General features: G+C 64.7%; 12 protein-coding genes. 4 read left to right on the forward strand and 8 right to left on the reverse strand.

Going from position 1 to position 14,015, the window contains the following annotated elements; all coding sequences use genetic code 11:
* Positions 1-20: 20 nt before the first annotated feature.
* From ACI48D_RS22210 to ACI48D_RS22245, 8 genes are all read right to left on the reverse strand, one after another.
* A complete protein-coding gene (locus ACI48D_RS22210) occupies positions 21-1,367 on the reverse strand; it encodes a sensor histidine kinase (RefSeq protein WP_435573414.1) in 1,347 nt (448 codons plus the stop codon).
* Positions 1,368-1,374: 7 nt separating this feature from the next.
* Positions 1,375-2,709, reverse strand: a complete 1,335-nt coding sequence (locus tag ACI48D_RS22215; RefSeq protein ID WP_435573415.1) for a sigma-54-dependent transcriptional regulator — start codon at positions 2,707-2,709, stop codon at positions 1,375-1,377.
* Positions 2,710-2,731: 22 nt separating this feature from the next.
* On the reverse strand, positions 2,732-3,964 hold the full coding sequence (locus ACI48D_RS22220; RefSeq protein ID WP_435573416.1) for an ABC transporter permease: 1,233 nt from the start codon (positions 3,962-3,964) through the stop codon (positions 2,732-2,734).
* 12 nt (positions 3,965-3,976) lie between these two features.
* Positions 3,977-5,287 (reverse strand): ABC transporter permease, encoded by a 1,311-nt coding sequence (locus ACI48D_RS22225; protein ID WP_435573417.1) that lies wholly within the window; start codon positions 5,285-5,287, stop codon positions 3,977-3,979.
* Positions 5,288-5,300: 13 nt separating this feature from the next.
* Positions 5,301-6,026 (reverse strand): ABC transporter ATP-binding protein, encoded by a 726-nt coding sequence (locus ACI48D_RS22230; protein ID WP_435573418.1) that lies wholly within the window; start codon positions 6,024-6,026, stop codon positions 5,301-5,303.
* Positions 6,027-6,046: 20 nt separating this feature from the next.
* Positions 6,047-7,327: an efflux RND transporter periplasmic adaptor subunit gene (locus tag ACI48D_RS22235; RefSeq protein WP_435573419.1), complete on the reverse strand. Its 1,281-nt coding sequence runs from the start codon at positions 7,325-7,327 to the stop codon at positions 6,047-6,049.
* A gap of 250 nt (positions 7,328-7,577) precedes the next feature.
* Entirely contained in the window at positions 7,578-8,213 is a 636-nt protein-coding gene (locus tag ACI48D_RS22240) for a transposase (RefSeq protein WP_435573420.1), read from the reverse strand.
* A gap of 172 nt (positions 8,214-8,385) precedes the next feature.
* Positions 8,386-10,245: a phosphoethanolamine transferase gene (locus ACI48D_RS22245; protein ID WP_435573424.1), complete on the reverse strand. Its 1,860-nt coding sequence runs from the start codon at positions 10,243-10,245 to the stop codon at positions 8,386-8,388.
* Between the two features lie 355 nt (positions 10,246-10,600).
* Here ACI48D_RS22245 and rpsL point away from each other — a divergent pair, with 355 nt between their 5' ends.
* The 4 genes from rpsL to ACI48D_RS22265 all read left to right on the forward strand — a co-directional run.
* Complete coding sequence (rpsL, locus tag ACI48D_RS22250; protein WP_036240557.1) at positions 10,601-10,984, forward strand: 30S ribosomal protein S12; 384 nt, start codon at positions 10,601-10,603, stop codon at positions 10,982-10,984.
* 127 nt (positions 10,985-11,111) lie between these two features.
* A complete protein-coding gene (gene rpsG / locus ACI48D_RS22255; protein ID WP_435573421.1) occupies positions 11,112-11,582 on the forward strand; it encodes a 30S ribosomal protein S7 in 471 nt (156 codons plus the stop codon).
* Positions 11,583-11,699: 117 nt separating this feature from the next.
* Positions 11,700-13,805, forward strand: a complete 2,106-nt coding sequence (gene fusA, locus ACI48D_RS22260; protein ID WP_435573422.1) for an elongation factor G — start codon at positions 11,700-11,702, stop codon at positions 13,803-13,805.
* 96 nt (positions 13,806-13,901) lie between these two features.
* Positions 13,902-14,015 (forward strand): GTP-binding protein (locus ACI48D_RS22265; protein ID WP_204317187.1); only part of this gene is annotated, 114 nt, incomplete at its 3' end.

The following is a 14,015-nucleotide window of genomic DNA, read 5'->3' on the forward strand; positions in this document are numbered from 1 at the left end:
TTGCCGGCACAATCATGCCGCTAGGGCCCCACCGGCAAAATCATGGTCACCGCCAGCCCGCCACCCTCGCGGTTCGCCAGCGTGATGCGTCCGCCATGCGCCTCGGCGATCTCGCGCGCCAGCGCCAGGCCCAGGCCGGTGCCGCTGCGCTTGGTGGAGTAGAAGGGCACCAGGGCGTTGGTCAGCACGGCGTCGTTCATGCCGCTGCCGCGGTCGAGGACGTCGATGCGGACCACTTCCTGCACCCGGCGGATCTGCAGTTCCACATGGTCCGGCCAGGAACCCGATTCGTGCGCGTTCTTGAGCAGGTTGAGCAGGGCCTGTTCCATCTGGGCGGTGTCGATCTGGGCCGGTTCGGGCGGCAGTTCGCCGACCAGGCGGAATGCCACCTGGCCGGCCAGGCGCGCGACCAGGGCGTCCCACGGCACGGCGTCGATGCGCGGGGTCGGCAGCTTGGCGAAGCGGGCATAGCCGAGGATGAAGCTCTCGAGATGGCGCGTGCGCTCGCCGATCGTCTCGAGGATCTGCGGCAGGCGCTCGGTCTGGCCGCGCCGCACCAGCTCCGCACCCGAGTGCGCGAGCGAGGCCAGCGGGGCCAGAGAATTGTTCAGCTCATGGCTGATGACGCGGATGACCTTTTTCCAGGTCTGCACCTCCTGGCGCCGCAGCTCGGTGGTCAGCTGGCGCAGCAGCAGCAGTTCGTGGCGGCGGCCGTTCAGGCTGAAGTTGCGGCGCGCCAGGTGGTACACCTCTTCGTCCTCGCCTTCGCCGGCGGTGAACAGGCCGTCGCCGCCGCGGCCCAGGGCCTCGATCAGGGCCGGCGCCGCCTGCGCCAGCACCTCGTTCAGCGAATGTCCCTCCAGCTTGCGGCCTCTTGAGAGCAGCTGGCGCGCGGCCAGGTTGGCGTAGACGATGGTACGTGGCGCATTCGCCAGCTCCGCCACCAGCAGCATCGCCACCGGGGTGTTCTGCACCATGGTGTCGAGCAGCAGTTCGCGCTGCACGAGGTCGAGGCGCTGTTCGCGCAGCACCTGGCCGAGGGCATTGTGGGCCTCGATCAGGTCGGCCAGTTCGTCGTTCTGGCCCCAGTGCAGGCTGAAGGAAAAGTCGCCGTCGCGGTAGCTCGCCACCGTGCCCTCCAAGGCGCGGAACAGCGACAGGATGGGCTGGATCTGCGAGCGGATCGTGATCAGGGCGATCGGCACCACGCACAGCAGGCAGATGCCGAGCACGGCCAGCGGCTGGCCTGGCAGCAACTGGTCGAGGGCCAGCGCGATCAGGATCCCGACCGCCAGCAGCGTGCCGACCAGGGCCGACCAGCGCGTGACGAGCGACAGCCGGAAGCGCTTGCCGCCGGGTTTGCTCATGCCGCGCTCATGCGGCGCGCGCGATGCCCAGGCGCTCCATGCGGCGGTACAGGGCCTGGCGCGACAGGCCGAGGTCGGCCGCGGCCTGGGCGATGACGCCGCCCGCGCGCGCCAGCGCCTGCACGATGGCTTCGCGGTCCGGCTCGGCGTCCTGCGGGCTCCCCGCGGGCGCCGGCAGGCCGAGTTCGGCCGGCTTGATGACGTCGCCGTTTACCAGCAGGCTGGCGCGCGCCATCACGTTCTTCAGTTCGCGCACGTTGCCCGGCCAGGCATGTGCCATCAGGGCCGCTTCCGCGCTCGGGTGCAGGATCTTGCCGGGCGGGAGGAAGGACTGCGCCAGCGGCAGGATGTCGCCGGGACGCGCGGCCAGCGGCGGCAGCTTCAGCTCGATCACGTTCAGGCGGTAGAACAGGTCTTCGCGGAAGGTCCCCTGCCGGATCATGGCCTGCAGGTCGGCATTCGTGGCGCTGACCACGCGCACCTTCACCTGGCGCTCGCGGTTCGAGCCGAGACGCTCGAAGCGGCCGGTCTCAAGCACGCGCAGCAGCTTCATCTGCCCGGCCAGCGGCAGGTTGCCGATCTCGTCGAGGAACAGGGTGCCGCCGTCGGCCGCCTCGAACTTGCCTTCGCGGGCCTTCGAGGCCCCCGTGTACGCGCCGGCGTCGGCGCCGAACAGTTCCGCCTCGATCAGCTCGGAGGGCAGGGCGCCGCAGTTGAGCACCACGAAGGGGCCGTTGCGGACCGACGAATTGGCCTGGATGATCTCGGCGATGCGTTCCTTGCCGGTGCCGTTCGGCCCCGTGATCAGGACCGGCACGTCGGCGCGCGCCACTTGGCAGGCCAGGGTCAGCACGCGTTCGGTGGCCGGGTCGGCCCACACCAGGCCGCGCAGGTCGTGGTTCTGTTCCAGCTCGCGGCGCGCGCGGCGCTCGCGCTGCAGGCGCTGGTTGAGGGCCCGGTTGGCCTGGCCCAGCTCGATCAGGTTGGTCACCGTCGCCAGCAGGCGGTCGTCGTTCCAGGGCTTGGACAGGTAGTCCGCCGCGCCGGCCTTGATCAGGTCGACGGCGGCGTCCAGGTGGGTCCAGGCCGTCAACAGGATCACCGGCAGGTCCGGATGGCGCTTGCGGATTTCGCGGAACAGCGCCACGCCTTCCTCGCCCGAGGTGGTGTCGGCCGTGAAGTTCATGTCCTGGATCACCAGGTCGACCGGCTGGCGCGCTAGCAGGCCGAGGCCTTCCTCGGGCGAGGCCGCGTGCAGCGCCGCGATGTCGTGCAGCGAGAACAGCACGTCCAGGGCGACGCCGACGGCGGCGTTGTCGTCAATGATCAGTACAGTGGGCATGGTCGCAAGCATACCACTGGCGTCAGACGCTGCGGGTGGCGGTGGCCGGCGAAATGCTGGCCGCACGCCAGGCCGGTCCGTAGGCCGCCAGGATGCCGAGCGCCCAGAACACCAGCGCGCCGCCGACCAGGTAGCCGACCGGCAGGCGCGCCATCTCCAGCTTGGATACCAGCAGCTGGTTCACGGCCAGGCCCATGGCCACGCCGCCGAACACGCCGGCGCTGGTGATCATGAAGTTTTCGGTAATGAAGTAGCGCAGGATGTCGATCCGGCGCGCCCCCAGCGCGCGGCGCACGCCGATCTGCTTGCGGCGCTGGGTGACCCACAGGCTGGCCATGCCGACGATGCCGGACGAGGTGATGATCAGCAGCAGCACGCTGACGGTGACCAGCATCCAGGACAGGGCGGCGTCGGCGCGGTACAGGTCCTTGCGGTCCTCGTCCACGGTCTTCAGGCGCAGGATCATGGGGTTGGCCGAGGACTTGCGCAGCGCCGCCTCGGCTTCCTTCATCACGCGGTCGCGCTGGCCGGGTTCGGTGCGGATCGCGTACAGGTTGCCGGGATTGCCGTACAGGCGCGCCGGGATCAGCGCCGAATACTCGGAGCTCGGATCGAGGTTGACGTGCGCGGTCTGCAGGCGCTCGACCACGCCGACCACCAGCGCGCCCTGGGCATCCTCGCCGGTGCCGAAGTACATGGTCTTGCCGACCGCCGGGGCGCCCGGCCACAGCTTCTCTGCCAGCGGCTTGGTGATGATCACCTGCTTGGGCAGGTCACGGCTCTCGTTCTCGTTGAGGTCGACCAGTTCCTGCGGCAGGAAGTCGCGGCCCTCGACCAGCTTCAGGCCGAAGGTCTTGATGATCGAATCGCCCGAGACATAGGTCGAGGCGAGGGCGCTCTCGCGGACCTGGTGGCGGTCGATCGCGACGCTGTTGTTGCTGCCGCTGCGCGACAGCGGCATCTGCGACACGTTCGCGACCGAGGCCACGCCCGGCACGGCGCGCAGCACGTCGGCCTCGCGCTTCATGCCGGCCAGCTGCTGCTCGGCGCTGTCGGTGTTCAGGTTGAGGGCCGAGATATAGAAGGTCGCGTGCTCGTCCGACAGCCCGGAAGGACGGGCCATCGCGGTGCGGCGTTCGTTCACGACGTGCAGGGCGTTGGCCAGGATGGCCAGGCTGAGCGCGACCTGCAGGGCCACCAGGACCGGGCCCGTTTTATTGCGCATCAGCGCTGAGAGGATGGGACGGATTTCCATGGAAGCCTCCGGTTACTGCGATTTGAGTTGGATGGCCGGCGTCACCTGGCAGGCACGCCAGGTAGGCAGCAGGCCGGCGAGGATCGCCGCCGACACCGACATCACGAAGGTCAGGCCCAGCATCTGCCAGTCCATGTGGGCGATGGTCGCCATGCCCTTGCTCTGCATGCCGATCAGGGCCAGGGCGCCGAAGGCCAGCAGCAGGCCGAGCACGCCGCCGACCAGGCCGACCACGCTGGTCTCGATCAGGAACTGGTGGAAGATCTCGGCGCGCGAGGCGCCCAGCGCGCGGCGAACCCCGATCTCGGCGGCGCGTACCGAAAACTTGGCCAGCAGCAGGCCCACCGTGTTCACCAGGCACAGCGCCAGGAAGCCGAACGCCAGCCAGGCCGACAGCTTGCTGTCGTTGCCGACCACCTTCAGTTTCTCCATCCACTCGATCACGTTGTACAGCTTGTTCGGAGCATTGCGCTTCAGGCGGCCCAGCTTGCGCTGCTCGCTGGCGTAGTTGTCGATGAAGTTCTGCAGCTCGGCGCGGTCGCTGGCGGCATGGGTCTCGAACCAGAACTGGATCCAGGTGCACTCGGAGCTCAGCAGGCTGGCGAAGCCCGGGTCGCGGTTGGCGCTGCAGCTCATGCTGCCGTTGTGCGCGGTCTCGTGGCGGATCGCGGTGGCGAAGGGGATGAACAGGCCTTCATCGCCGCTGAAGCGGTTACCGCCGATCAGCTTGTAGTAGCGCGGCAGCGGCGCCCACTTGTCGAGCACGCCGACGATGGTGAAGGGCGAACCCATCATCCTCAACTGCTTGCCGACCGGGTTGACGTTGCCGTACAGCTTCTCGGCGGTCTCGCGGCCGAGCACGACCACGTCGGCGCCGCGGGTGTCGTCGGCTTCGCTCCACGCCTGGCCATGCCGGAAGGGCACGTTGAACATCGTGAAGAAGTCGCGCGTCGGTGCGATGCCGTTGGCACGGAAGGCCGGGAGGTCGCGGCGCGGCGGTTCGACCGCGGCGGAGATGCCGTACATGGCGGTGCGGCGCTCGCCCTGGCCGCTCTTGAGCAGGTTGGCCGCGTCCGGGTAGCTCATCTGCATGTCGCCCGGATCCTCGCCCGGGGTGTAGCGGTCGACCGGACCGTTGTCGAACTGCGGCACGAACAGGCGGCTGCTCTTTTCCGGGATCGGGTCGGCCGACATCACGTGCAGGATGGTCAGCGTGGAGACGCTGGCGGCCACGCCGACGGCCAGCGTCAGCACCATCAGGGCCGTCAGCGCCGGGTTGCGGCGCAGGCTGCGCACGCCCAGCTTGAAGTAGTAAGCGAACATGGTTCCGTTCTCCTCAGGCGCTCACGGCGCTGTTTGCCGCGCCTTTGGTGTCGACCAGGGTCGGACCCTTGCGCACCAGGTCGGACACCTGGCCGTCGATGATGTGCACGTTGCGGGTGGTGCGCACGGCCAGCTCGGGGTCGTGGGTCACCATCAGGATCGTGGTGCCGGCGGCGTTGATCTCTTCCAGCAGTTCCATCACGCCGCGCGCCATCGCGGTGTCCAGGTTACCGGTCGGTTCGTCGGCCAGCAGCAGCTTCGGCGAGCCGGCCAGCGCGCGCGCGATCGCCACGCGCTGCTGCTGGCCGCCCGACAGCTCGGCCGGAAAGTGCTTCATGCGCGAGGCCAGGCCGACCTTCGACAGCGCGTCCTCGATGCGCTTCTTGCGCTCGGCGGCGTTGAAGCCGCGGTAGCGCAGCGGGACGTCGACGTTGTCGTACAGGTTCAGGTCGGGGATCAGGTTGAAGCCCTGGAAGATGAAGCCGAGTTTCTCGTTGCGCAGGCGCGAGCGCTGGTTGTCGTCCAGGCCCTTCACGTTGACGCCGTCGAGGATGTACTCGCCCGAGCTGAATTCCTCCAGCAGGCCGGCGATGTTCAGGAAGCTGGTCTTGCCGGAGCCGGACGGGCCGGTCACGGTGACGAATTCGCCTTCCTTGACTTCGATCTCGAAGCCGCGCAGGGCGTGCGTCTCGATCATGTGGGTGCGGTACACCTTGCTCAGATTGGTCATGCGCAGCATGGTCGTTTCCTTTGGATGGATTATTGATTGATCGAGACGCGGTTTGCGTTGTTGAATGCGTCGGTGCCTGCGACTACCACTTTGTCGCCCTGCTTCAGTCCGGAGGTGATCTCGACCGCAGAGACGCTGGTCGCGCCCACCGTGATCGGGGTACGGATGGCGATACCGTCGCGCACCACGTAGGCGTAGCGGCCGCCGTCCTGTTCGACGAAAGGCCCGCGCGGCAGCGTCAAGACGTTCGGCTTTTCCTCGATCAGCAGGCGCGCGCTCACGCGCTGGCTCTGGCGCAGGCCCTTGGGCTGCTCGCCGTCGAAGCGCACGCGCGCCAGCACCATGTTCTTCACCACTTCCGGCGACAGCGCCGACAGCTTGCCGGTCGCGGTACCGCTCGGCAGCGTGATCTCGGCACCCATGCCCAGGCCCATGTCGGCCACGTAGGTTTCCGGCACCTCGACCTCGACTTCGAGCTTGGACAGGTCGACCAGGGTCATCAGGGGTGCGTTGGCGGCCACCACCATCCGGTTCTGCACGTTCAGGGTGCCGATGAAGCCGTCCACCGGCGCGCGCACGGTCAGCTCGTCGACGCGGCGCTGCGCCTCCTGCATCGACAGCTTGGCGCGTTCCAGCTCATTGACCTTGGTCTTCAGGGCCAGCTGGACGTCGTCGCCTTCGAGGGCGGCCGCCTGCGACGCGTGCCGGGCGCGGATCTCGGCTGACTGCAGCGCATCCTTGGCCTTCTGGTAGTCGATCTTGGCGATCACGCCGACTTGCGCCACGCTGTCGTAGCGCTCCAGGGTGCGCTGGGCCGACAGGCGCTCGATCTCGGCGGTGTCGGCCTCTTTCTGCGCCAGCAGCTTCTGCTTGCGCGACAGGATTTGCTGGCGCGCCACCTCGGCCTTCAAGCCTTCGTAGGACGAGACTTCGCGTTTCAGCACGTCGGCCAGGTCGGGCGACTCCAGCACCGCCAGCACCTGCCCCTTCTTGACGGTGTCGCCGGCGGCGACCTGCAGGTTGACGGTGGAGGACGCCTTGGCATACAGGGTCGGGCTGACCGCGGCCACCACGCGGCCGTTGACGGCGGCGTCGCGCACCAGGGTGCCGCGGGTGACTTCGGCTACCCGCAGGCGCGAGGCGTTGACCGAGCCTTCGCTGCCGCGCCAGGTCGAGAACAGGCCGAAGCACAGCGCGGCGGCGGCAACGGCGCCGCCGATCCAGAGGGCGCGGCGCTTGACGGCGTGTCCGGCCTTTGGTGCGATGACGGCGTCTTGATGTGAGGTATCGCGAATCATGGTGGTGGACATTCTGGGTTGTGGACAGTGCTGTATTTGCACGAAGCATGCCAACCGGCGCAGGATGCCAAGTCATTGATTTTTAAAGGGAGTCCTGTTGCGGACGAGTTGTCCGCCGTGTCCGCGCGTACTGTGGTACGGACACTTCCGGACAGGGCTTAAAATTTTGCTATAGGCAATATTTCCTCGGCCTGACCGATCGCGGTCATTTGCGCAACATCAAACCGGGGTCAGACTCCGAATTTTGGCAATTTCTCCTCCGCTAATTTCGAAACAGAGGCTCCGTCGGCCCGCCACCCAGCGGGCGATTGCCGTTGCCGGCTTGCCTGACCTGGTCCAGGGCCTCATCCGATAAGGTTTCGTTGAAGAGATCCCGGTACGCACGTTGGCGTGTCACGGCATCGCTGCCCAAGCGTGTGTAGATGGAATGTGGCGTCAACAGACTATCCTGCTGGCCGAACGCGTTGGCCAGGTGGCTCGACCACGGGTAATCGGATGGGGTATTTGCCATGCGGGCACGTATCGGGTTGAGCTCGATATAGCGATGGCAAATCATCAGATAGCGTTCGTCCTGCACGAGACTGGAGCGAAAGCGACCCTCCCACAAGGTGCCAGTCCGGCCATGGCGGCGATTGAAATAGCGGACGTAGCGCCTGCCAAGCCGCTGCATCATCATGCTGGCGCTGTCGTGCTCGCCAGGAGAGAGCAGCAGGTGCACATGGTTGGTCATCAGGACATAGGCATGCAGCGCGCAAGCGCAGTCGAATGCGCATTCGCGCAGCATGTCGAGGTAGGCCAGGTAATCGTTTCGGGAGGCGAAGCAGGGAGTGCGGTTATTCCCTCGCTGGATGATATGCAGTGGTACCGAAGGCAGGGCGACGCGGCGCGGACGTGGCATGGCGGTCGAGTGATGATGGAAATAGCGACCTTATAAGACGGCCTCTACCGTTCGCTCGACCGGCATCAATTGTGCGCATCTATCGAGCGAGGATGAGCGCCCTTGGCCAGCTGAACAAGTTAGCCAGGCAATTGCCAAAATTTGGAGTCTGACCCCGGTTTGAGCCAACGCATCAGGTGCGCGGCAGTGGCTTGCCTTTGGAGATCACTTCGTGGCATTCGCCCTGGATGGTGGCGTTGTCGTAGTCGGTCCAGCCGTAGCTGTCGACGTAGCGCTTGTGCTGCTTGAAGTGGGGGTTCACGAAGCTCCACTCGAGCCGCTCGCCGGGGTAGCGCACCTCGGCCATGTCGAGCAGGGTGTGGAACATGTTCTCGGTCGCCAGCTTCGCCTTCCGGTGGCGCAGCAGTTGCTCGACCTTGTCCGGATAGCGTTCCCGGTAGGCGTCCGAATACCAGGCGAAGGCCGGGATGTGGAATTCGTACTGCGTGTTGTGGCCGTGGAAGGCCAGGCGGCAGCTGTTGTCGTACAGGGTCTGGCCGTGGTCCGCCGCGTACAGCAGCGAGGCCGGCTGCTGCGACTCCTTCAGCGAGTCGATGACGTGGGCCAGGAACCAGTCGGTGTACAGGATCGAGCTGTCGTAGCTGTTGTTCAGCTGGTCCTTGATACGGATGTCGGTGTAGACCGGCTTGTCGACGCCGAACAGCGAGGGCAGCCACTTGTCGAACTGCTTCGGATAGCGGTGGCTGTAGTTCCAGTGGCTGCCCAGGGTGTGCAGCACCACCAGCTTCTTCGGCGCCGGGTCGTTCAGCGCATGCTTGAGCGGGCCGAACAGCACTTCGTCGTAGTTCGAGTTGTCGGTGAAGCCGCCCAGGTTCAGGAAATCGACCACGTCGGCTTCCTTGGCGAACACCGAGACCGGGGTGTCGAACTTGCCGAACGAGATCTGGTTCGACAGCCAGAAGGTCTTGAAGCCCGCCTCCTTGAAGGCGGTCAGGAAGGATTTTTCCGAGAACCCGTCCTTCAGGCTCTCGGTGGCGGGCTTGCGCGAGATGATCACTGGCACCGACAGGCGGGTGGCCGAGACCGACGTAATCACATCCGGCAGCGTCACCAGATTCGATTCCTGCGCCAGCCGCGGGTTGGTCTCGCGCGCATAGCCGTTCAGGCTCCAGCGGTCGTAGCGCGAGGATTCGCCGATCACCATCACCACCAGCTGCGGTTCGTCCGCGGGGCGGGCCGCATGGGCGCCGAAGCGGAAATGGGCGCTGTGCCGGTTCAGGTCGGCCAGGTAGACCCGCTCCTTATAAAAATCGAAGCCGCGCGCCATCAGGCCGAAAGGCCAGGCACGGGCGAAGGCGTCCGGGTCGAGCGGCAGCCTGGCCCAGTACGCGAGCGGCGGCAGCCGGCCGGCGGGCGGCACGCTGCCGGGACGCGGCGCGGCGGTTTCTTCGGCACTGCCGGGCGACGCCGGGCCGCCGGTCTTCAGCAGCGCAGGCTTCGTCGATGCGCCGGCCACACGGGCCAGCGGCGGCGGCGCGATGCCGAAGGCACGGCCGTAGACGAACACCGCCACGCCCAGGCCCAGCACGCCCATCACCGCGGTGCGCGAGACGTCTTCCCAGTCGAGGTCGCGGGTGCGCCAGGCGGCGATCCAGGTGCTGGCGAACCAGGCCAGCACGCCGACGAAGACCCCCGCCAGCAGCCAGACTTTGCTGCCCAAGAATTCCAGCGCCTCGGCCGGGCTGGTCTCGACGATGATGCCGAGATGGTGGGTCGAGATGCCCTGGCCGTAGAACGCATATAAATAGAGCTCCACCGGCAGGCCCAGGAAGGCCGGCAGCAACAGCCAGTGAAAGTAGGCCGGACGCTTGCAGAAGGCCCAGGCGCCGATCCAACAGATCAGCTCGATGCCCAGCAGCTCGCCCGGCTGCGCGACCGGGTGGCCGAACAGCCGGGGGGCGAAAGGCATGCTGGACAGCACCAGGTAACTCAGTAGCACATACAGGTTGCGCGGGCGCAGCAGGGGTCGCATCGAAGCCAAGGGAGGGAAAATCCGGAGAGAGAATCCCGCCATTATCCTGTCTTTGCCATGGGGAAACCAGCGTACAATGCTTGTGTCGCAGGCGCGACATTCTCCCGGCTATTTCGCCATCAATCGCCGACTTCGCGGTGCCCGGGCTGCAAGCAGGTTGACCTTGCCCTCCTACGGGTCTATACTCGCGAGTTCTCGAATTATTCTGCACATCGTATACGCATTGAGGCCGCTCCCTTTGGTGAGTGGCTTTCGTCGCCTGTACAGGAAGCAATCCGGGACTAGGTTTCAGTCCCCGGGCAGCAAGACAGTCCGGGTCATCAACGTAGTAGCAAATTTTGTTGGATTTAGAACGATGCCAACCATCAATCAACTGATTCGCAAGCCGCGTGAAGCCGCGGTTGTGAAGAGCAAGTCGCCGGCACTGGAAAACTGCCCGCAAAAGCGCGGTGTTTGCACCCGTGTCTACACGACGACCCCGAAGAAGCCGAACTCGGCACTGCGTAAGGTCGCCAAAGTTCGCCTGACCAACGGTTTCGAAGTCATTTCGTACATCGGCGGTGAAGGCCACAACCTGCAGGAACACTCGGTCGTGCTGATCCGCGGCGGTCGTGTGAAAGACTTGCCGGGTGTGCGTTACCACATGGTCCGCGGTGCACTGGATACCCAGGGCGTGAAAGACCGTAAGCAGGCCCGTTCGAAGTACGGTGCCAAGCGCGCTAAAGCAGCCAAGAAGTAATCTCTTGCCACTTTGGCTTAATTAATTTGTTGAGTTGAGCCGGCCGGAAGGCCGAGTAAGTGAAAGGCCATGAGGGCTTTTCGCGAGTGCGGAACGAGCACTCAACTGAAGACAGGAAGGAATTGAAATGCCACGTCGTCGTGAAGTACCCAAGCGCGAGATTCTGCCGGATCCGAAATTCGGCAATACCGATGTCGCCAAGTTCGTCAACGTTCTGATGCTGTCCGGCAAGAAGTCGGTCGCAGAAAACATCATCTACGGTGCGTTCGAACACATCCAATCGAAGTCGGGCAAGGACCCGCTCGAAGTGTTCGTGGCCGCGATCAACAACTGCAAGCCGATGGTCGAGGTGAAATCCCGCCGCGTCGGTGGCGCCAACTACCAGGTGCCAGTGGAAGTTCGTCCGGTTCGTCGTATGGCTCTGTCTATGCGTTGGTTGCGCGAAGCCGCAAACAAGCGTAGCGAGAAATCCATGCCGCAACGTCTGGGTGGTGAGCTGATGGAAGCGGCGGAAGGCCGTGGCGGCGCGATGAAGCGTCGTGACGAAGTCCACCGCATGGCTGAAGCGAACAAAGCGTTCTCGCACTTCCGCTTCTAAGCAAGTGGCCAAACCTCTCATGGGGTGCGGCCGTGCAGTATCCGTTGTTCAGGCCGGGCGCATTTTGATAACCAGAATGCCGCTCGGTTTTGTCCATTAAAAGATTTAGGAAAAATTATGGCACGCACTACCCCTATTGAGCGCTACCGTAACATCGGTATCTCCGCTCACATTGACGCCGGTAAGACCACTACCACCGAGCGCATCCTGTTCTACACCGGCGTGAACCACAAGATCGGTGAAGTGCACGACGGTGCAGCAACCATGGACTGGATGGAGCAGGAGCAGGAACGCGGCATTACCATTACCTCGGCAGCGACGACCTGCTTCTGGAAGGGTATGGCCAACAACTTCGAGCCGCACCGCTTCAACATCATCGACACCCCGGGCCACGTCGACTTCACCATCGAGGTGGAGCGTTCGATGCGCGTCCTGGACGGCGCCTGCATGGTCTACTGTGCAGTCGGCGGCGTGCAGCCGCAGTCGGAGACCGTGTGGCGTCAGGCTAACAAGTACAAAGTCCCGCGTTTGGCGTTCGTCAACAAGATGGACCGTACCGGTGCGAACTTCTTCAAGGTGTACGAGCAGATGCGCGCCCGCCTGAAGGCCAACCCGATCCCGCTGCAGATCCCGATCGGCGCCGAAGAGAATTTCCTCGGCGTGGTCGACCTGGTCAAGATGCAGGCGATCTACTGGGACGACGCGTCGCAGGGCATGAAGTTCGACTACCGCGAAATCCCGGCCGAACTGCTGGACACCGCCAAGGAATGGCGTGAAAAGCTGGTCGAGACCGCCGCTGAAGCGAGCGAAGAGCTGATGAACAAGTACCTCGAAGAGGGCGAGCTGACCGAAGCCGAGATCAAGCAGGCCCTGCGCCAGCGCACCATCGCTTCGGAAATCGTTCCGATGATGTGCGGCACCGCCTTCAAGAACAAGGGCGTGCAGGCCATGCTGGACGCGGTCATCGAATACCTGCCGTCGCCGGTCGACATTCCGCCGGTCGGCGGTACCGACGAGGACGACCAGCCGGTCACCCGTCAGGCGTCGGACGACGAGAAATTCGCTGCGCTGGCATTCAAGATCATGACCGACCCGTTCGTCGGCCAGCTGATCTTCTTCCGCGTGTATTCGGGCGTCATCAAGTCGGGCGACACCGTCTTCAACCCGATCAAGGGCAAGAAGGAACGCGTCGGCCGTATTCTGCAGATGCACGCGAACCAGCGCGAAGAGATCAAGGAAGTCCGCGCCGGCGACATCGCCGCAGCCGTGGGCCTGAAGGAAGCGACCACCGGTGAAACCCTGTGCGACCCGGCAGCCCCGATCATCCTCGAAAAGATGGTGTTCCCGGAGCCGGTCATCCAGCAGGCCGTCGAGCCGAAGACCAAGGCCGACCAGGAAAAGATGGGCCTGGCACTGAACCGTCTGGCTCAGGAAGACCCGTCGTTCCGCGTGCGTACCGACGAAGAGTCGGGCCAGACCATCATCGGTGGTATGGGCGAGCTGCACCTGGAGATCATCGTCGACCGCATGAAGCGTGAATTCGGCGTCGAAGCGACCGTCGGCAAGCCGCAGGTGGCTTACCGCGAGACCATCCGCAAGGGTGTTTCGGACGTCGAAGGCAAGTTCGTCAAGCAGTCGGGCGGCCGCGGCCAGTACGGTCACGCTGTCCTGACCGTCGAGCCGCAAGAGCCGGGCAAGGGCTTCGAATTCATCGACGCCATCAAGGGCGGTGTGATTCCGCGCGAATACATCCCGGCAGTCGAGAAGGGTGTTCGCGAGACCCTGACCGCCGGCGTGCTGGCTGGCTACCCGGTCGTCGACGTCAAAGTGACGCTGACCTTCGGTTCGTACCACGACGTTGACTCGAACGAGAACGCGTTCCGCATGGCCGGTTCGATGGCATTCAAGGAAGGCTGCAAGCGCGCCAACCCGGTCATCCTCGAGCCGATGATGTCGGTCGAAGTGGAAACGCCGGAAGACTACGCCGGTACCGTGATGGGCGACCTGTCGTCCCGCCGCGGCATGGTGCAGGGTATGGACGAAATCCCGGGCGGCGGCGGCAAGATCATCAAGGCCGAAGTCCCGCTGTCGGAAATGTTCGGTTACTCGACCGTGCTGCGTTCGGCAACCCAGGGCCGTGCGACCTACACGATGGAATTCAAGCACTATGCTGAAGCTCCGAAGCACGTGATGGACGCAATCGTGACCGCGAAGTCCAAGTAATAGCTTAGTCAGAAATCTAGTTAGTTGAGGACAGAGCAAAGGCGGTGAGCCCTGCTCTGTCCCGCAAAAAAATAAATCTTTTAAAGGAAGATCAAAATGGCAAAAGGTAAATTCGAACGGACCAAGCCGCACGTCAACGTCGGCACCATTGGTCACGTTGACCACGGCAAAACCACCCTGACGGCTGCAATCGCAACCGTTCTGTCGAAG

Origin of the sequence: Massilia sp. LXY-6 (assembly GCF_051233485.1) — a bacterium.
In the GTDB taxonomy this organism is placed as follows: domain Bacteria; phylum Pseudomonadota; class Gammaproteobacteria; order Burkholderiales; family Burkholderiaceae_D; genus Telluria.

What these genes read in the sequence shown, in the direction of transcription:
- ACI48D_RS22230 (WP_435573418.1), bottom strand. Translation starts at nt 6,026, where the DNA reads ATGCTGCGCATGACCAATCTGAGCAAGGTGTACCGCACCCACATGATC.
- ACI48D_RS22235 (WP_435573419.1), bottom strand. Translation starts at nt 7,327, where the DNA reads ATGTCCACCACCATGATTCGCGATACCTCACATCAAGACGCCGTCATC.
- ACI48D_RS22210 (WP_435573414.1), bottom strand. Translation starts at nt 1,367, where the DNA reads ATGAGCAAACCCGGCGGCAAGCGCTTCCGGCTGTCGCTCGTCACGCGC.
- fusA (WP_435573422.1), top strand. Translation starts at nt 11,700, where the DNA reads ATGGCACGCACTACCCCTATTGAGCGCTACCGTAACATCGGTATCTCC.
- ACI48D_RS22225 (WP_435573417.1), bottom strand. Translation starts at nt 5,287, where the DNA reads ATGTTCGCTTACTACTTCAAGCTGGGCGTGCGCAGCCTGCGCCGCAAC.
- ACI48D_RS22220 (WP_435573416.1), bottom strand. Translation starts at nt 3,964, where the DNA reads ATGGAAATCCGTCCCATCCTCTCAGCGCTGATGCGCAATAAAACGGGC.
- ACI48D_RS22215 (WP_435573415.1), bottom strand. Translation starts at nt 2,709, where the DNA reads ATGCCCACTGTACTGATCATTGACGACAACGCCGCCGTCGGCGTCGCC.
- rpsL (WP_036240557.1), top strand. Translation starts at nt 10,601, where the DNA reads ATGCCAACCATCAATCAACTGATTCGCAAGCCGCGTGAAGCCGCGGTT.
- rpsG (WP_435573421.1), top strand. Translation starts at nt 11,112, where the DNA reads ATGCCACGTCGTCGTGAAGTACCCAAGCGCGAGATTCTGCCGGATCCG.
- ACI48D_RS22240 (WP_435573420.1), bottom strand. Translation starts at nt 8,213, where the DNA reads ATGCCACGTCCGCGCCGCGTCGCCCTGCCTTCGGTACCACTGCATATC.
- ACI48D_RS22245 (WP_435573424.1), bottom strand. Translation starts at nt 10,245, where the DNA reads ATGCGACCCCTGCTGCGCCCGCGCAACCTGTATGTGCTACTGAGTTAC.